Origin of the sequence: Marinobacterium sp. MBR-109 (assembly GCF_040547565.1) — a bacterium.
Classification (GTDB): domain Bacteria; phylum Pseudomonadota; class Gammaproteobacteria; order Pseudomonadales; family Balneatricaceae; genus Marinobacterium.
The window spans coordinates 22,439-40,920 of the sequence record NZ_JBEPPZ010000001.1 but is presented as its reverse complement, the minus strand read 5'-3'; the positions used below and the strand labels follow the sequence as shown (position 1 = coordinate 40,920).

The 18,482-nt window shown below is 57.1% G+C and carries 14 protein-coding genes and 1 tRNA gene; 11 read left to right on the top strand and 4 right to left on the bottom strand.

The window, feature by feature from the left end; all coding sequences use genetic code 11:
• Positions 1 to 8 precede the first annotated feature (8 nt).
• The 4 genes from ABIE60_RS00215 to ABIE60_RS00200 all read left to right on the top strand — a co-directional run bounded on the left by ABIE60_RS00215 (position 9) and on the right by ABIE60_RS00200 (position 5,898).
• The gene (locus ABIE60_RS00215) at positions 9 to 1,010 is read left to right on the top strand and encodes an ArsJ-associated glyceraldehyde-3-phosphate dehydrogenase (RefSeq protein WP_354466806.1); all 1,002 of its coding nucleotides are present in this window, start codon (positions 9 to 11) and stop codon (positions 1,008 to 1,010) included.
• Positions 1,011 to 2,261 (top strand): organoarsenical effux MFS transporter ArsJ, encoded by a 1,251-nt coding sequence (gene arsJ, locus ABIE60_RS00210; RefSeq protein ID WP_354466804.1) that lies wholly within the window; start codon positions 1,011 to 1,013, stop codon positions 2,259 to 2,261.
• Between the two features lie 112 nt (positions 2,262 to 2,373).
• Entirely contained in the window at positions 2,374 to 3,990 is a 1,617-nt protein-coding gene (locus ABIE60_RS00205; protein WP_354466802.1) for a methyl-accepting chemotaxis protein, read from the top strand.
• 132 nt (positions 3,991 to 4,122) lie between these two features.
• Positions 4,123 to 5,898 carry an SLC13 family permease gene (locus tag ABIE60_RS00200; protein WP_354466801.1) on the top strand — a complete coding sequence of 592 codons (1,776 nt, stop codon included), beginning with the start codon at positions 4,123 to 4,125 and terminating at the stop codon, positions 5,896 to 5,898.
• A 30-nt stretch (positions 5,899 to 5,928) separates the two neighbouring features.
• Here ABIE60_RS00200 and nhaB read toward each other — a convergent pair whose 3' ends face one another.
• A complete protein-coding gene (gene nhaB / locus ABIE60_RS00195) occupies positions 5,929 to 7,440 on the bottom strand; it encodes a sodium/proton antiporter NhaB (RefSeq protein ID WP_354466800.1) in 1,512 nt (503 codons plus the stop codon).
• A 195-nt stretch (positions 7,441 to 7,635) separates the two neighbouring features.
• On the opposite strand from nhaB, the gene ABIE60_RS00190 reads away from it, so the two are divergent.
• On the top strand, positions 7,636 to 8,088 hold the full coding sequence (locus tag ABIE60_RS00190; RefSeq protein WP_354466799.1) for an NfeD family protein: 453 nt from the start codon (positions 7,636 to 7,638) through the stop codon (positions 8,086 to 8,088).
• 39 nt (positions 8,089 to 8,127) lie between these two features.
• Positions 8,128 to 8,988: an SPFH domain-containing protein gene (locus ABIE60_RS00185; protein WP_354466798.1), complete on the top strand. Its 861-nt coding sequence runs from the start codon at positions 8,128 to 8,130 to the stop codon at positions 8,986 to 8,988.
• 1 nt (position 8,989) lies between these two features.
• Here ABIE60_RS00185 and ABIE60_RS00180 read toward each other — a convergent pair whose 3' ends face one another.
• Positions 8,990 to 11,248: a sensor domain-containing protein gene (locus ABIE60_RS00180; protein WP_354466797.1), complete on the bottom strand. Its 2,259-nt coding sequence runs from the start codon at positions 11,246 to 11,248 to the stop codon at positions 8,990 to 8,992.
• A gap of 155 nt (positions 11,249 to 11,403) precedes the next feature.
• On the opposite strand from ABIE60_RS00180, the gene ABIE60_RS00175 reads away from it, so the two are divergent.
• Positions 11,404 to 12,393, top strand: a complete 990-nt coding sequence (locus tag ABIE60_RS00175; RefSeq protein WP_354466796.1) for an amidoligase family protein — start codon at positions 11,404 to 11,406, stop codon at positions 12,391 to 12,393.
• Positions 12,366 to 13,058: a gamma-glutamyl-gamma-aminobutyrate hydrolase family protein gene (locus ABIE60_RS00170; protein ID WP_354466794.1), complete on the top strand. Its 693-nt coding sequence runs from the start codon at positions 12,366 to 12,368 to the stop codon at positions 13,056 to 13,058. The genes ABIE60_RS00175 and ABIE60_RS00170 overlap by 28 nt, the downstream gene beginning before the upstream one ends.
• A 198-nt stretch (positions 13,059 to 13,256) precedes the next feature.
• Here the strand turns inward: ABIE60_RS00170 and ABIE60_RS00165 are convergent.
• Positions 13,257 to 13,340: transfer RNA gene (locus ABIE60_RS00165), tRNA-Tyr, on the bottom strand.
• Between the two features lie 436 nt (positions 13,341 to 13,776).
• Between ABIE60_RS00165 and nrdA the strand changes: the two genes are divergently transcribed.
• From nrdA to yfaE, 3 genes are all read left to right on the top strand, one after another.
• Positions 13,777 to 16,041 carry a class 1a ribonucleoside-diphosphate reductase subunit alpha gene (gene nrdA / locus ABIE60_RS00160; protein WP_354466792.1) on the top strand — a complete coding sequence of 755 codons (2,265 nt, stop codon included), beginning with the start codon at positions 13,777 to 13,779 and terminating at the stop codon, positions 16,039 to 16,041.
• An 85-nt stretch (positions 16,042 to 16,126) separates the two neighbouring features.
• Positions 16,127 to 17,257 carry a class Ia ribonucleoside-diphosphate reductase subunit beta gene (gene nrdB, locus ABIE60_RS00155; protein WP_354466791.1) on the top strand — a complete coding sequence of 377 codons (1,131 nt, stop codon included), beginning with the start codon at positions 16,127 to 16,129 and terminating at the stop codon, positions 17,255 to 17,257.
• Between the two features lie 11 nt (positions 17,258 to 17,268).
• On the top strand, positions 17,269 to 17,535 hold the full coding sequence (yfaE, locus tag ABIE60_RS00150) for a class I ribonucleotide reductase maintenance protein YfaE (protein WP_354466789.1): 267 nt from the start codon (positions 17,269 to 17,271) through the stop codon (positions 17,533 to 17,535).
• 288 nt (positions 17,536 to 17,823) lie between these two features.
• Here yfaE and nth read toward each other — a convergent pair whose 3' ends face one another.
• Complete coding sequence (nth, locus tag ABIE60_RS00145; RefSeq protein WP_354466787.1) at positions 17,824 to 18,462, bottom strand: endonuclease III; 639 nt, start codon at positions 18,460 to 18,462, stop codon at positions 17,824 to 17,826.
• Positions 18,463 to 18,482 lie beyond the last annotated feature (20 nt).

The following is an 18,482-nucleotide window of genomic DNA, read 5'->3' as shown; positions in this document are numbered from 1 at the left end:
TTTACATCATGACCATCAAGGTGGGGATCAACGGCTTCGGGCGCATGGGGCGCCTGACCATGCGGGTGCTGTTTGAGCAGAGCGACATCGAAATCGTACAGATCAACGATCCGGCCGGTGATGCCGCGACGCTGGCACACCTGATGAACTTCGATTCTGTGCACGGTCGCTGGCAGCATGAAGCGCTGGCCAATGGTGACAGCATGTTGATTGGCACCCAGCGTATCGCCATCAGCCGCAACAAAACCATCGAAGAGACCGACTGGTCCGGCTGTGACCTGGTGATCGAAGCGTCCGGCAAGATGAAAAAGAAAGAGGTGCTGCAGGCCTATCTGGATCAGGGCGTGAAGCGGGTGGTGGTCACCGCGCCGGTGAAGCAGGAGGGCGTGCTGGATCTGGTGATGGGCGTGAACGATCACCTGTTTGACCCGGCGCAGCATCGCATCGTCACGGCGGCGTCCTGTACCACCAACTGTCTGGCGCCGGTGGTAAAGGTGATCCATGAGCAGTTGGGCATCAAGCACGGTTCCATGACCACCATCCACGATATCACCAACACCCAGACCATTCTGGATGCGCCGCACAAGGATCTGCGCCGCGCCCGCGCCTGCGGCATGAGCCTGATCCCGACCACCACCGGCTCCGCTACCGCGATCACCCATATTTTCCCGGAGCTGAAGGGCAAACTGAACGGTCATGCCATCCGTGTGCCGCTGGCCAACGCCTCCATCACCGACTGTGTGTTTGAAGTTGCCCGCGACACTACCGTGGAAGAGGTCAACGCGCTGCTGAAAGCCGCAGCCGAGGGTGAGCTGAAAGGCATCCTGGGCTATGAGGAACGCCCGCTGGTATCGATCGATTACAAGACCGATCCGCGTTCAGGCATCATCGATGCGCTCTCGACCATGGTGGTGAACGGCACTCAGGTGAAGCTCTATGTCTGGTACGACAATGAGTGGGGCTACGCCAACCGCACCGCTGAACTGGCACTGAAGGTCGGGCGCGCGTAAATGCTGAGCCGGCTTTCCCCCGCCATCCGCCAGTATCTGGTGGTCACCGGCAACTACTGGGCCTTTACCCTGACCGACGGCGCTCTGCGCATGCTGGTGGTGCTGCACTTTCATGGTCTGGGCTATTCGCCGCTGGAGATCGCGCTGCTGTTTCTGTTCTACGAAATCTTCGGCGTGATCACCAACCTGGTGGGGGGCTGGCTCGGGGCCCATCTGGGTCTCAACCGCACCATGAACATCGGCCTGGCGCTGCAGGTGATCGCCTTGGCGATGCTGTTGGTGCCCGCTGTCTGGCTCACTGTACCCTGGGTGATGGCGGCGCAGGCGATGTCCGGCATCGCCAAGGACCTGAACAAGATGAGCGCCAAAAGCTCGATCAAGCTGCTGGTACCGACGGATGCGCAGGGCACGCTCTATAAATGGGTGGCGCTGCTGACCGGCTCGAAGAATGCGCTCAAGGGCGTGGGCTTTTTCCTCGGCGGCGCGCTGCTGATGTGGCTGGGCTTTGCCGGGGCCGTGGCAGCGATGGCAGTGGCACTGACGCTGGTGTGGCTGCTGAGTCTGGTGCTGCTGAAGCAGGATCTGGGCAAGGCGAAACACAAGCCGAAGTTCCGCGACATTTTTTCCAAAAGCCGTGCCATCAACATACTATCAGCGGCGCGGATGTTCCTCTTTGGTGCCCGTGATGTCTGGTTTGTGGTCGCCCTGCCGGTGTTTCTGTCGCAGACACTGGGCTGGAATCACAGCCAGACCGGCGGCTTTCTGGCGCTCTGGGTGATCGGCTACGGCATTGTGCAGGCACTTGCTCCCCGGCTGACCGGCAAGGCGGCGGGAAAGGTACCCGATGGTGCTGCGGCGACCCTTTGGGTGGCTCTGTTGGCTCTGCTGCCGGCGCTGATCGCGCTTGGGCTGCTGTATGAACTGGATCCTGCGGTGTTGCTGATCGGCGGCCTGCTGCTGTTCGGCGCAGTGTTTGCCGTCAATTCGTCGCTGCACAGTTACCTGATCGTCAGCTACGCCGGCAGTGACGGTGTATCGCTGGACGTGGGTTTCTACTACATGGCCAATGCCATGGGGCGTCTGATCGGTACGCTGCTGTCCGGCTGGGTGTTTCAGCTGGCGGGCATGGGCAGCAGTGGCCTGCAGGCCTGTCTCTGGATTTCGACCGCCATGCTGGTCACGACGCTATTGATCTCCCTTGGCTTGCCTCGGTTGCAAGGCACGATCTCGCACGCGACTGAGCGTCATTGAACGCTCATTGAGTATTGCAGGCCGGTGAGTTTTGCACCGGCCTGTGGTGCTGTCATCAAACAGTCATCTCTCAGACATATCCTGCCGGGCGTAGTATGCATTTGGAGTCATTATGCTTGGCACAGTCCGTTTTCGTATTCTGTTTTTCGCCTTCCTCTGCGTGCTGGCGCTGGCCGGTCTGGCCACGCTGGCCTGGAGTATTATTCTCAAGGCTGAGGAAGCTTCCAATAACCTGATTCACACCAGTCTTGAAGAAACCTGGTTGTTGGTTGATCTGGAGCAGGATCACCGTCGCCTGCAGGATCTGTCCTACAAAACCAAGGCCCAGCTGTTGCTGTGGGATGAAATTGAACCGACCCATGCCGAGTTGAAGCAGGCGCTGCCCAGCCATTGGAAACGTATCGAAGGCAATGCCGGGCTCAGTGACTGGGCTCAAGCGCATCGTGCCGAGTTTGATCGTGTGATGGCGTATCTGGATGCCATGGCATCCGGTATCAGCGAAAAGAGTTACTACCGAGTCGGGCAGGTGGTCGATTTTGATCTGGTGCCGGCTCTTGAGCCGATGCTCAAGGCCATTGCCGCACGTCAGCAGACCAGTCGTGAGGGGCTGTCGGATGCCGCCCAGGACCTGCTGGCCTTTCTCGCCGGGCAGCAGAACTATCTGTTCGGTGGTTCTGCTCTGTTTTTTGTCATTGTGGTGAGTATGACCCTCTGGCTGCGGCATACCGTGATCCTGCGTCTGCAAAGGATGGAACAGGACTTGAGCGCCATGGACCGCAACAGTGATCTGACCGGTGTGCCTGTGGTTGATGGCAATGATGAAGTTGCTGGCGTCAATCGGGCTCTCAGTGGCTTGGTGCAACGGTTCGAGCATTTTGTGGGTGATGTGCGTGTCGCTGCGAGCGGCTTGACCGAGCGTTCCGCTCAGCTCGACCGGGAAGCGGAAACCCTGCACAGCACCTCAACCCAGACACGCCGATTGATCGATGACGTGAACCAGTCGATGAACAACATTGCGCACCAATCGACCGCCATCGAGGCGGCCAGTGAGCAGTCCGCGAATACGGTGCGCGAAGCGCTGGCGGCCAATGCGGAAGCACAGCAGGGTATTAGCAGCAGTGAACAGGCGGCTGACCATGCGGTCAGCATTATCAATCGGGTCAGTGAGTCGATCACAACCCTGACCGAATCCAGCGGGCGCATCAGTCAGGTGATCAGCATCATTGCCGATATCGCCGAACAGACCAACCTGCTGGCGCTGAACGCCGCCATCGAAGCCGCCCGTGCCGGTGAGCATGGGCGAGGCTTCGCCGTGGTGGCAGATGAGGTCAGGGTACTGTCGCAGCGCACTTCGGATTCCACTCGTGATATCCGTCAGTGGGTTGAGGAGCTGGTGGCCGGTGTTAAAGAGGTCGAACAACAACTGGATGGCATGCGCGATGCCGGTAGCCAAAACCGCTCCCATATTACTGCCCTGCGCGCATTCCTGGAGCGGTTGCAGGAGCAGTTTGTGGAGCTGGAGAGTCACAGTACCGGCATCAGTGATGCGATTGCGACCCAGCGTAATGAAACCGGCCGTGTAGGCCGCCGTGCCCAGGCACTGGAAGAGAGTGCCGACTCGCTGGTGGCCAGTGTTGGCAGCGCGCGGGAAGTGAGTAATGCCCTGCGCCAGGAGTCGGACTCCATGCGTGGTCTGATCGCCCGCTTCAAGACTTCTGTTGATGTGTAAGGAGATGCGGGAGGCAGCACTCCCGCTGTTATCTTATATTCAATAATCGAATAGATCTGTTATCTATTATTCTTTTATAGAATCAAAATAACCCTGTATCTTGGTGGTTTTTAACGGATACGGGTTATTGCTGTGGAATGGCAGGGCTGGTTTGCACTGAGTCTGATGATTACGGCACTGGCCGTGCTGATACTGACACGCATAGGGCCGCACATCGTGATGATGGCGGTGCTGGCGCTGCTCAGCATCAGTGGCGTACTGAGCGCCAATGAAGCGTTGGCCGGCTTTTCCAACTCGGGCCTGATCACTGTTGCCTGCATGTTTGTGGTGGCGGCCGGGATTCACTCTTCCGGTGGGGTCGACATGCTGGTCAACCGTGTACTGGGCAAACCGAAAGGGGTGCGTGGTGCATTGGCTCGCATCTTTGCGCCGGTGGTTCTGCTCAGCGGCTTCCTCAACAACACCCCCGTGGTTGCGACCATGATTCCGGCGATCCATGCATGGTCACGCAAGATCAATATTCCCGCGTCCAAGCTGATGATTCCGCTCAGTTACAGTGCCATTCTCGGCGGTACGCTGACGCTGATCGGAACCAGTACCAATCTGGTTGTTAACGGCCAGTATCAGCAGCTGACCGGGGAACCGGGTCTGTCCCTGTTTTCGATTACGGCGGTAGCGCTGCCGGTGGTGCTGGTGGGTCTGACATTCATCTGGCTGGTATTTCCGCGCCTGTTGCCGGATCGCAGCGAAAAACGTGCTTTTGCCAATCTGCGCGAGTTCACCCTTGAGGTCGCCGTCGCACCGGGTGGGCCGCTGGTGGGGCAAAGCGTGGAGCAGGCGGGGTTGCGCAGCCTCGATCGGGTCTATCTGGTCGAAATTGAACGCAACGGCAATATCGTGACTGCGGTGCCGTCCGAAGAGAAGCTGCGCGATGGTGACCGGCTGGTGTTTGCCGGCGATACCGAGGCCATTTCAGATCTGCTGCGCATCAATGGAATCGTCCCTTCGCCGGAAAATGGCCACTCCGATACGCTCAATCTGGATCGCGCCGAGCGCAGTCTGGTTGAGGCGGTGGTGTCACCCCACTGTGATGCCGTCGGCCATGCGATCCGTGATGCCCGTTTTCGGGATCGCTACGGTGCTGTTGTGCTGGCGGTAGCACGCAACGGAGAGCGGGTGCAGGGCAACCTGGGCAATATCGTACTGGAAGCGGGGGATACTCTCCTGCTGGAGGCACGTCCGGCTTTTGTCAGCCGCCAGCGCTACAACAAGGATTTCCTGCTGATTAACGACCTGGACAAATCGCAGCCACGCCATGAACGCGCCTGGTTGGCCTGGGGCATTCTGGCGGCGATTGTACTTGCCGCCGGTACGGGTGTGACGAGTATGCTCAATGCGGCGCTGGTGGGTGCCGGCATGATGGTGGTGACCGGCTGCTGCAGTGTGTCTCAGGCGGAAAAGAGCCTCGATCTGACCGTAATTTTGACCATCGCCGCGTCTTTTGCACTGGGGGCTGCACTGCAGAAAACCGGTGTCTCAGGCTGGATTGCCCACGCCATTGTCGACCTGAGTGCAGGCACGCCCTGGCTGTTGTTATTGCTGACCTATCTGGCAGTATCCATCCTTACGGAAATCATCACCAATAACGCGGCTGCAGTTTTGATGTTGCCGATCGTGTTGGAGGTGACCGAACGCGCCAGTCTGCAGCATGAGCCGTTCATTTTCGCCATCATGATCGCGGCCTCGGCCAGCTTCGCGACCCCGCTGGGTTATCAGACCAACCTCATGGTGTACGGCCCCGGCGGCTATCGCTTCAGTGACTTTCTCAAGGTTGGTGTGCCGATGAACCTGTTGGTTGGTGCGGTCACGATGACCACACTGTTGTTGGGCTGGCCGCTGGTACGCTGATGCGCTCGCGACAGGGCGAGCGCAGCGCCTTCAGGCCTTGATGAACAGCATCACCGACAGCAGGCCAACCCCGCCCAAAACCACTGTGTAGGGCAGCGCCATGATCACCATGCGGCCGTATGACAACCGTACCAGTGGTGCGATTGCCGACGTCAGCAAGAACAGGAAAGCGGCCTGACCGTTGGGCGTGGCAACGCTTGGCAGGTTGGTGCCGGTATTGATGGCAACCGCCAGTCGATCAAAATGCTCGCGGCTGATCAAACCGTTGTCCAGCGCCTGCTTGATTTCACTGATATAGACCGTGGCGACGAACACGTTGTCGGAGATCATCGACAACACGCCGTTGGCGAGGAAAAACATGCCGGGCTGTTGTTCTGGCGGCAGTGCCAGTACTGCCGTGATGATCGGACTGAACAGATGTTGTTCATGTATCACCGCCACAATGGCAAAAAAGACCACCAGCAGTGATGTGAAGGGCAGCGCCTCCTGAAAGGCCTTGCCGATCTGGTGCTCGTCGGTCACGCCGTTAAAGGAGGTGATCAGGATGATCACCAGCAGGCCGATAAGCCCCACTTCCGCCAAGTGCAGGGCCAGGCCCACGACCAGTATGACAGCAGCAATTGCCTGGACGATCAATGCGGCTTTCTGGCTCGGTGTCCGCTTGGCGCGTTCGGCATCGGCAAATTCCTTCAGCACCTGCAGAACGGGCCGGGGCAACTTGACGCCGTAGCCGAACAGCTTGAGTTTCTCCAGCAGCACACAGGTGATCAGGCCGGCCGCCAGCACAGGCATCGAGATGGGGGCCATTTTGAGAAAGAAATCTGCAAAGTCCCAGCCGGCGGTTTTGGCGATCAACAGGTTCTGTGGTTCGCCCACCAGCGTGCAAACGCCCCCCAAGGCGGTACCGATGGCGCTGTGCATCAGCAGGCTGCGCAGGAAGGCGCGAAAGCCCTCCAGATCCTCGCGGTGAAGATCCACTACGTCTTGATCGGTTACATGGTCATGGCTTTTATGGTGATGAGGTTTGCCGGAAGCGACCTTGTGGTAAACGGAGTAGAAACCCACTGCCACGCTGATGATAACGGCAGTAACGGTCAGCGCATCCAAAAAGGCAGACAGCAGGGCCGCGGTCATGCTGAACATTAGCGCCAACAGGTATTTGGAGCGCACATGCAGCAGAATATTGGTAAAGGTCACCAGCAGCAGGCTCTTCATGAAATAGATTCCGGCCACCATGAACATCAGCAGTAGAATGACCGGCAGGTTGGTCTGAATCTCGGCATAGAGGGTCTCCGGAGAGGTCATGCCCAGCAGCAGGGCTTCGGTGGCGAGCAGTCCACCGGGCAACAGCGGATAGCATTTGAGTGCCATTGCCAGGGTGAAGATGAACTCGGCGATCAGCAGCCAGCCGGTGGCTTGAGGGCCAAACAGCCAGAGACAAACCGGATTGATGATCAGGAAGAGTACAATGGTCTGCTTGTACCAGGCAGGGGCATTGCCCAGAAAATTGTGCGCCAGCGCACCGGGTGTGCTTGTCGACATGGCAGGTTTCTCTCTCAGCCGTAGGGGCTGTCATGCAGTTTGAGTTGTTTTTATCGCGGCGAATTATACGCCGGGTTTAATCATAATGCTGCACCTGCGTAATATCAGGGCATCCTCAATTAGTGCTACTCATATCGACCTGCTATGGTAGGTATTGCATAATCCCTCCCATCTCTTTCCATACAAGGACGCATCATGGAGTTTCAGATCGAATACTGGCACTGGGTCGTGTTTGGCATGTTGCTGATATTGGCCGAGCTGGTGGTGCCCAGCTTTACCATTTTCTGGTTTGGTCTGGGTGCTCTGTTGATGGCCCTGCTGGCCTGGCTTTTGCCGGACCTGACGCTGAGCCTGCAGTTGGTGCTGTGGGCGATAGGTTCTGGCCTCTTTGCGCTGGCCTGGTTTCGCCTGTTGCGACCGATGATGCTGGATCGAACCAAGGCCGGCATTTCACGCGAGGCGGCACTGGGCGAAACCGGGCAGGTAATAGAGGCCCCGCAGGCCGAACGGCGAGGGCGGGTCAGATTTACCACACCGGTACTGGGTGATGATGAATGGGAGTTCATCTGTGAACAGCCGGTCGAAGTGGGTGATCGAGTGGTGATTACGGAAATTTCCGGTAACACCCTGATTGTCAGAAAACGCTGATACAACCAAACCTTCAAGTCACTGCATGAGGATAAACGGATGCTGATCGATGGATTGACAATGGCCGGAGTATTTCTGGCGCTGGTGGTAATCACCCTGTTTCTGGGCGTCAAGATTGTGCCTCAGGGCAGTAAGCATGTAGTACAGCGGCTGGGCAAGTACCACAAGACGTTGGGGCCGGGGCTGAACATCATATTCCCCTATATCGACAGTGTGGCCTACAAGGTCACGACCAAGGACATTGTGCTGGATATTCCGTCACAGGATGTGATCACGCTCGATAACGCCGTGATCATCGCCAATGCAGTGGCCTACATCAATATCGTGTCGCCGGAAAAATCGGTCTACGGTGTTGAGGACTACCGCTTTGCGATCCAGAATCTGGTGCAGACTTCACTGCGTTCCATTGTGGGCGAGATGAGTCTGGATGAGGCTCTGTCCAATCGTGACAGTATCAAGGCCAAGCTCAAGGGCGCGATCTCGGACGATATCGCTGACTGGGGCATTACCCTGAAAACGGTTGAAATTCAGGACATCAATCCGTCTCAGACCATGCAGACAGCGATGGAAGAGCAGGCGGCGGCCGAACGTCAGCGTCGAGCCACCGTCACCCGGGCCGGTGGTGAAAAGGCCGCCGCCATACTGGAAGCGGAAGGACGACTGGAAGCGTCGCGTCGTGATGCCGAGGCCAAGGTGGTATTGGCTGAAGCCAGTCAGGCGGCCATCGAGAAAGTGACCTCAGCGATCCAGGGCAATGAATTGCCGGTGATGTTCCTGCTGGGCGAGAAGTATGTGGAAGCGATCAAGGAGATGTCAGCGGGTGAAAATGCCAAGATTGTACTGCTGCCCGGCGACATCCCGGCGGCTGTCCGTGGCATTATGGGTGGCATGAGCAAATAGCTCAGATCTGGTAGTTCCACAGCTCCGGCTGCGAAATGCTGGCGAACAGATCCGGGATCTGTTCCGCCGGCACCGGACGACTGAAAAAATAGCCCTGATACTGGTGGCAGCCAAACTCGGCCAGCAGTGCCAGTTGATCGGCATCTTCCACCCCTTCCGCAATGACCGTCAGGTTGAGGTTGTCCGCCATGGAGATGATGGTGCGGCAGATGGTGGCATCATCAGAATCAACACAGATTTCACGTACGAAGGACTGGTCAATCTTGAGCTTGTTGAGCGGGAAGCGCTTGAGGTAGCTCAGGCTTGAATAGCCGGTACCGAAATCGTCCACGCTCAGATGAACTCCCATGCGGTCCAGCTGTTCCAGCAACCGGATGGTCTGGTCCACATGCTTCATGATGATGCTTTCGGTCAGCTCAAGCTCAAGCTGGCTGGGGTCAAGCCGGTAACGTTTAAGGCAACGCGCCACCTTGTCACAGAAATGGGCATCATCCAGCTGGCGCGCCGACAGGTTGACCGACACCCGCAGGTCCAGCCCCTGCTGTTGCCATTGCTCCAGCTGGGCGCAGGCACGTTCCAGCACCCAACTGCCGATCTCCGTGATCAAACCGTTCTCTTCCGCCAGCGGAATGAAATTCGCGGGCGATACCATGCCGTGGCCCGGTCGTTGCCAGCGGATCAGCGCTTCAACACCTACAACGCGACCGCTCTGGATCTCGACCTGGGGCTGGTAGTGCAGCTCGAACTCTTCGTGACGCAGGGCATGAAACAGCGCGTTTTCCAGCTCAACGCGCTCGCTCTGTTCATTATCGAGTCGGTGGTTGTAGAAGTGGTAACGGTTACGGCCATTGGCCTTGGCGCGATACATGGCGGCATCGGCATGCTGAATCAGTGCCTGAGGCGTATGGCCATCTTCCGGGTAAACCGCTACACCGATGCTGGATGAAATTCTGAACTCCTGCACCCCTACGCGAAAAACCGGCACCAGCGCCGTCTGTATGCGCATGATCAGCTGCTCAATCCGGCTGCGGGGCTTGATGTCACTCAGCATGATGACAAACTCATCACCGCCGATGCGTGACAGGGTACCCTGCTGGCCCACTGCCTGGCGCAGGCGCTCGGCCAGACTGCGCAGCAGCATGTCGCCTTCGTGATGGCCGAGGGAGTCGTTAATGTGCTTGAAACGGTCCAGGTCTACGAACAGCACCGCCAAGGCATCGCGGCTGCTCTGGGCCTGTTCGATCTGCTCCTGCAGCCGGTTCTCGAACAGGCTGCGGTTGGGCAGGCCGGTGAGGCTGTCGTGCTGTGCCAAATGGCGGATGCGCTCTTCGGCAATCTTGCGCTCCTCTATCTCGCGATGCAGGCTGGCGACCACCTGTTCCAGCTCACGGGTACGCTCCTCAACCCGGTGTTCCAGCTGCTGGTGGGCGGCCACCAGAGCGGCTTCGGTCGCCTTGCGATCGGAGATATCCATGATGATCCAGATGCCGCCCTTGCTCAGATCGTTCGGGTCTACCGCCTTGCTGCGAACGTCACACCAGAACCGGGTACCGTCCTTTCGGATCAACTCCATCTCCGCTTCAAAGGCACGGCCTGAAGACAGTACCGCGTTGTAACGCTCACCCGCCGCTTCCCAGATCGACTTGTCGGCGTACCAGAGTTGGGAGCTGGCGCCGATCAGCTCATCAGCCTGATAACCCAAAAGCTCGGCAAAACGACGGTTGCAGCTGGTCACATGGCGGTTGTGCAGAAAGACGATACCCACCATCGCATGGTCCAGTATCAACTGCTGCTGGCGGGTGATCTGCTCCAGTGAGTCGGCCGCACGGCGCTGCTGGTTGATATCGTCCACGATCCAGATGGAGCCCTGTTCAGGGCTGGAAGGGTCGATCATCTTGCCGGTAACGCGGCACCAGAACAGCTCACTGCTGGCGCGGCGCATCTGCAGCTCGGTACTGAAACGCTCGCCTCGGGCAAGAGAGGGATAGGCTTCAACGCCGAGTTTGCGAAAGCTGAGGTTGTCCGGATAGAGGCGTTCGCTGCTGGTGCCCACCAGCTGCTCAGCACTTTCATAACCGTAAATTTCGGCAAAGCGCTGATTACAACGCTGAATCTGGCGCTGCAGGATAAAACAGATGCCAACACTGGCATTGTCCAGAATGACCCGCTGTTCGTTCAGAATCCGCATCAACTCCTGCTGGCTTGGCAGGGTGCGGTTGTTGCGGCTGTCGCGTGTAGGCTTGTTGTTATCGTTTGTCATTACCGTTTCAGACCGGTCCTGAATCACCTGTTACTGCAAGACTAGCACGAAGCTGGCGCATACTGCATAGCACTAAAGCCGACTACAGAGCCTTTGCATGACGCAATACTTGCGTTAGGGTGAAATGAACACTGCCTGACAACTGGAGGTAGCCCATGCCTACGGCGTTTCGTATGCCAGCGGTGATTAACAGGGATGACGGCCAGATGCGCCGGATCGGGTTTGAGCTTGAATTTACCGGGCTCAATGTCGATGAAGCGCTGGTGGCCATGCAGCGGGTGCTGAAGGCCGAGGTGGAGCAGGTCTCGGCCGCCGAACGCAAACTCAAAACGGCTTCGGGCAGCTACAATCTGGAGCTGGACTGGGCGCTGCTCAAGCGAACGGCTGCGGAAGCGCAGCAGGCCGTTGACTCGGATGAGCCCGAACCTGAATGGATCGGGATGGTCAGTCAGGCGGCGGCATTGCTGGTGCCGGTTGAGGTGGTCTGTCCTCCCTTGCCGCTGGATAAACTGGACGAGCTGGATGCACTGGTTGATGTGTTGCGTCGCTCCGGGGCGAAAGGTACCAGTGACTCGCTGGTGGCGGCACTGGGCGTGCATATCAACGCGGAGCTGCCTGCACTGGATGCCGAAACCATCACGGCCTACATCGTGGCCTACAGCTTGCTGCAGTGGTGGCTGGTTGAGTCTCATGCGGTCAATATTGCCCGCAAGATCTCCCCCTATGTTGACCTGTACCCCGAGGTTTTCATTCGTGAGCTGCTGGAAGCCTCAGACCCAGACCTTGACTGGCTGTTCGAGCATTACCTTACACATAACGCCACCCGAAATCGGGCGCTTGACCTGCTGCCCCTGCTGTCGCATCTCGATGCCGATCGTGTGCAGGCCAAAGTGCCGGATGATCGCATCAAGTCGCGGCCGACATTTCACTACCGCCTGCCCAACTGTGAAATTGAAAATCCGGCCTGGTCGCTGGCGAGCGAATGGAACCAGTGGTGGATGGTTGAACAGCTGGCGGCAGATGCCGAGGCGCGAGCCGAGCTGAGTGAAGCCTGGTTGCAGGCTTACCGGCCATTGCTGGGGGTTAACCGAAAACAGTGGGTTTTACAGGTGGATGGATGGCTGCAACAACGCGGGTGGCGGTAACCGGTAACAGTCGACGCTGGTCACCTTCCTGGTGGTGTACCCGGCTGGCGTTGCGTCTGGCAGGTGCAGAGGCGGTGCGGGTCAGTGTGCGCCATGAGGTACCTGAAACCGCCGTCGATGCCCTGATCATTGGTGGCGGGGATGACATCAGCCCGGAGCATTACGGCGGCGAGTTGAGTGAGCCGGTACGGCTTGATCCGGAACGGGATGAACTGGAAATGCGCTGGATTCATCATGCGCTGGATACCGGTTTGCCGATGCTGGGTATCTGCCGCGGTTCTCAGCTGATCAATGTGGTGCTGGGTGGTCAGTTGTATCAGGACATTCGTCACCTGCGCCGTCTGACCTATAACCGCCCCGGCCTACTGCCCACCAAGCAGGTGCGGCTGGAGCAGGGCTCGGCACTGGCGCGCATCTGTCAGCGCGAAAAGCTGCGTGTGAACAGTCTGCACCATCAGGCGGTGCGTGTACCGGGCGAGGGGCTCAGGGTGGTAGGGCGCGATCTGGACGAATTGACACAGGCGGTGGAGTCAACGGCGGGACAGCCGATTATCGGTGTGCAGTGGCACCCGGAGTATCTGTTTTACTTGCCGTCGCAACTGCGCCTGTTTCGCTGGCTGGTCAAAATGGCACAGGCGGAAAAACAAAAAAGCCCTACCGGTTAGGGCAGGGCTCTTTCGTTTCAATCAGATGGTGGTGGGAGGTGGATTGTACCCCTTCGGGCCGTTGCGTCTGCGCCGCAACGTCGTCTCGTCACTGCGTGGCTCGGCTCGAACCACCTTCGGTGGCTCTCATCCACTGTCGCGTTTTGAGTTACAAAAAAGCCCCACCGGTTAGGGCAGGGCTCTTTCGTTTCAATCAGATGGTGGTGGGAGGTGGATTCGAACCACCGAAGCTCGCGCGTCAGATTTACAGTCTGATCCCTTTGGCCACTCGGGAACCCCACCAGCGAGCTGCGCATTCTAATGATCAGGTCGATGCTTGTAAAGCGGCAGTATCCTGAGGTGGGTCAGGCTTTTTTGGCTATGCAGATTTTTCTTGGTGATGGTTTTTCATATGAAAAAAACTCATTTTTGAGTTCGCTCCCCTGTAGCCCCTGTCATACCGCATTTGTGGCCGCCAGCCGGTATCGGCTACACTCCAAACGGCTTAAAATCAAGATTGAAATCTTTCCCCCGATATCTATATTTAGTGCCCTGTAAGCAGTGCCACACTATATATAGTGCTTTCCGTCTAAAAAGTGATCAGGCGTTCTCGTTGGGTGCGTACTGATGGCGACACATGCTGTCACAGCCACTGGCCGGGCCGGGCGGGCTGCTTCAGGGAATACAGGCAGAGCCACGCCTGAACGACAATACTGACTGAAACTGGGATGAGCGTCATATGCAGCAGAATCTGATGGTTACCAAACGTGATGGACGCCGCGAGCCGATCGACCTGGAGAAGATCCACCGCGTGATAATCTGGGCTGCCGAAGGGCTCGAAAACGTTTCGGTTTCTCAGGTCGAGCTTAGCGCTCACCTTCAGTTTTACGAAGGCATCAAAACCTCGGATATCCACGAAACGCTGATCAAGTCAGCGGCCGATCTGATTTCGGAAGAGGCACCCGACTATCAGTACCTTGCTGCACGTCTGGCGATCTTCCATCTGCGCAAGCGGGCCTTCAACGACTTTGAGCCGCCACATCTCTACGACCACGTTGTACGCATGGTCGAAGACAACCGCTACGACCGCCATCTGCTTGAAGACTACAGCCGTGAAGAGTTTGACGAGCTGAATGCCTATCTCGATCATGCGCGTGACATGAACTTCAGCTATGCGGCCGTGAAGCAGCTGGAAGGCAAGTATCTGGTACAGAACCGTGTCAGCGGCAAGATTTTTGAAAGCCCGCAGCAGCTTTACATGCTGGTATCGGCCTGCCTGTTCTCCAATTACCCGCGTGAAACGCGACTGAGATACGTCAAGCGTTTCTATGACGCTACCTCGCTGTTCAAGCTGTCGCTGCCGACGCCGATCATGGCCGGAGTACGTACCCCGACGCGCCAGTTCAGCTCCTGTGTGCTGATTGAAACCGATGACAGCCTGGATTCCATCAATGCCACGGCTGCAGCTATCGTCAAGTATGTCTCGCAGCGTGCCGGTATCGGCATCAACGCGGGTCGCATCCGTGCCATTGGCAGCCCGATCCGTAACGGTGAAGCGTTCCACACTGGCTGTATACCGTTCTACAAGCACTTCCAGACCGCCGTCAAATCCTGCTCCCAGGGCGGGGTGCGTGGCGGTGCGGCCACGCTGTTCTACCCGATCTGGCATCTGGAGGTGGAATCCCTGCTGGTACTGAAGAACAACCGGGGTGTTGAAGAGAACCGCGTGCGTCACATCGACTATGGCGTGCAGATCAACAAGCTGATGTATCAGCGTCTGATCAAGGGCGGCAATATCACCCTGTTCAGCCCGCATGAAGTACCGGGCCTGTATGAGGCGTTCTTCGCTGATCAGGACGAGTTCGAGCGTTTGTATGTGCAGTATGAGCAGGACGAGTCGATTCGCAAGAAAACCATCAAGGCGGTCGAACTGTTCGGTCTGATGATGTCCGAGCGTGCCTCTACCGGTCGTATCTACATCCAGAACGTGGACCACTGCAACACACACAGCCCGTTTGACCCGGCCGTGGCGCCGGTGAAGCAGTCCAACCTCTGTCTGGAGATTGCACTGCCGACCAAGCCGCTGAAGGATGTGAATGATCCCGAAGGTGAAATCGCGCTCTGCACCCTGTCGGCATTCAATTTGGGTGCGCTGGCCAATCTGGACGAGCTGGAAGACCTGGCGGATCTGATCGTGCGTGCGCTGGACAGTCTGCTGGACTACCAGGACTACCCGATTCCGGCTGCCCGCAACGCCACCATGTCGCGTCGTACGTTGGGTGTGGGCGTGACCAACTTTGCCTATTACCTGGCCAAGAACGGTGTACGCTACTCCGATGGCAGTGCCAACGGTCTGGTGCACCGTACGTTTGAGGCGATCCAGTACTATCTGCTCAAGGCATCCAACCAGCTGGCCAAGGAGATGGGGCCCTGCCCGAAATTCAACGAGACCACCTACGCCAAGGGTCTGCTGCCGACAGACACCTACAAGCGTGATATCGACGACTACTGTCAGGAGCCGCTGCATTACTTCTGGGAGACCCTGCGCGAGGACATTCGCGAATTCGGTCTGCGCAACAGCACGCTGACGGCGTTGATGCCCTGCGAAACCTCCTCCCAGATCACCAATTCCACCAACGGTATCGAGCCGCCACGTGGCTTTGTTTCGGTGAAGGCGAGCAAGGATGGCATCATGAAGCAGGTGGTGCCTGAGTATCTTGAGCTGAAAAACCAGTATGAACTGCTCTGGAGCATTCCGAACAACACCGGCTATCTGCAGCTGGTAGGTATCATGCAGAAGTTCGTAGACCAGTCGATCTCGGCCAACACCAACTACGACCCGTCCAAGTTCCCGGGTGACAAGGTGCCGATGAAGCAGTTGCTGCAGGATCTGCTGACCGCCTACAAAAACGGTGTAAAGACCCTTTACTACCACAACACCCGTGACGGCGCCTCTGATCAGGCCGACGACGGCGGGTGTGAAGGCGGAGCCTGCAAGCTCTGATCAGACCCTCTGATGTTCATGTTTCAACAGGCGCTCACAATCGGTGAGCGCCTGCTCAGGTTTTGTTTCTTTCAGGAAAGCACCGATGTCATATTCCACTTTCAGTCCGAGTAACCACGATGCCACACGTGAACCGATGTTTTTCGGTCGCCCGGTCAATGTGGCGCGATATGACAAGCAGAAATACCCGATCTTTGAAAAGCTGATCGAAAAACAGCTCTCTTTCTTCTGGCGTCCCGAAGAGGTCGATCTGACCAATGATCGCAAGGACTTCATGGACATGCCGGACCACGAGAAGCACATCTTTCTCAGCAACCTGAAATACCAGACCCTGCTGGACTCGGTTCAGGGGCGCTCGCCCAACGTGGCATTTCTGCCAGTGGTGTCTCTGCCGGAACTTGAAACCTGGTTTGAAACCTGGGCGTTCAGCGAGACTATTCATAGTCGTTCGTATACCCACATCATCCGCAACATCATTACCGAGCCGTCCGAGGTGTTTGACACCATCGTGACCAATCCGGAAATCATCAAACGGGCCGAAACCGTTACCCGGCTGTATGACGAGTTCATTCAGCTGGTCAGCATCTACTCTGTGCACGGTGCCGGTGTACACCAGATCAACGGCATCAGCTACGATGCCTCACTCTACAATTTGAAGAGAAAGCTCTATCTGACGCTGGTTTCGGTGAACGTGCTGGAGGCAATCCGCTTCTACGTCAGCTTTGCCTGCTCCTTTGCCTTTGCCGAGCGTGCCCTGATGGAAGGCAATGCCAAGATCATCAAGCTGATTGCGCGTGATGAGGCACTGCATCTGACTGGCACCCAGCACATGCTCAATCTGATGGCATCAGGGGCCGAAGATGCGGACTTCAAGCAGATCGCGGCTGAATGTGAAGAGCAGGTATACGCCATTTTCCGTGAGGCGGCACAGCAAGAGAAGGAGTGGGCCGAGTATCTGTTCAGTGAAGGCTCCATGATCGGCTTGAATGCACGCATTCTGGGCGACTATGTCGAGTACATCACCAACGTACGCATGAAGGCACTGGGCTTGAGTGAAATCTTCCCGTCGCGGCAGAATCCGCTGCCCTGGATGAATGGCTGGCTGGTCAGCGACAACGTGCAGGTGGCGCCTCAGGAGGCGGAAATCAGCTCCTATCTGGTCGGACAGATCGACAATGATGTCGGCAGCGACGATTTTGACGGTTTTGACCTGTAAGCGAGGGACGCATGTCAGGTATTCCACGAATTAAGGTCAGCAATTACCACACATTCTTCTATCAGTATGAATTCTCCCTGCTGGATGCACTCGAAACCCAGGAAATTCCCGCCCCCTACAACTGTCGGGGTGGCTATTGTGGCTGTTGTAAGGTGCGCCTGCTGGATGGTGAGGTGGAGTATGTGCAGGACAGTTTGGTAGACCTGCAGGGCGATGAAATACTCACCTGTTGTTGCCGACCGAAGACACATATCGAGATCGAGTTACCCGAAGATTGAACCGGGTCATAAAATCGACATGAAGTGAAAAAAGCGCCTTGACAGGGCGCTTTTTTTTTGAACTTGTGCACATGCCTGACGTGCACTGCTTCAGGTCGGTGCATAACCTCTCTCAGCAAAGCTGTATCGCTCTATTGACATATATAAGCTATTGTTTTTTATGGATTTGATCGAAAACTGACGCTTTTCTTACCAATTTGCTGAAGGCCTCGAAATACGCTGGATTGAGCCATTCTTCCCAATAGTACTCACAGTTTTATCCACAGAAATTGTGGGTAACGAAAGGGCCTAGACAGGCTCCGTTTTCTGCTTGTATTCACACAAATCCTCAATGACGCAGGCACCGCAACGGGGCTTGCGTGCAGTGCAGACATAACGTCCGTGAAGGATCAGCCAGTGGTGTGCATCCACCAGAAAAGGCTTGGGCACATGGCGCAGCAGTTTCCTTTCAACTTCCAGTACGGTCTTGCCCGGCGCGATGCGAGTGCGGTTGGCGACGCGAAAGATATGGGTGTCAACCGCCATGGCCGGTTGGCCAAACGCCGTGTTGAGGACCACGTTGGCGGTCTTGCGGCCAACACCGGGCAGCTTCTCCAGTTCGGCACGTGTATGGGGGACTTCGCTGTTGTGCTCTTCGATCAGGATGCGGCAGGTTTTGATGACGTTTTCAGCCTTGGTATTGAACAGGCCGATGGTCTTGATGTATTGCTTCACCCCATCCACCCCGAGGGCAAGAATGGCTTCAGGCGTATTGGCAACGGGGTAGAGCTTGCGGGTAGCCTTGTTGACGCTGACATCGGTTGCCTGTGCCGACAGCATGACGGCAATCAGCAGCTCAAAGGCGTTGCTGTATTCGAGTTCGGTTTCGGGGTTGGGGTTTTCGGCCTGCAGGCGGCTGAAAATCTGGTATCGCTTGTCGGCATTCATCGCAGTCTGTCCGGTTGCGG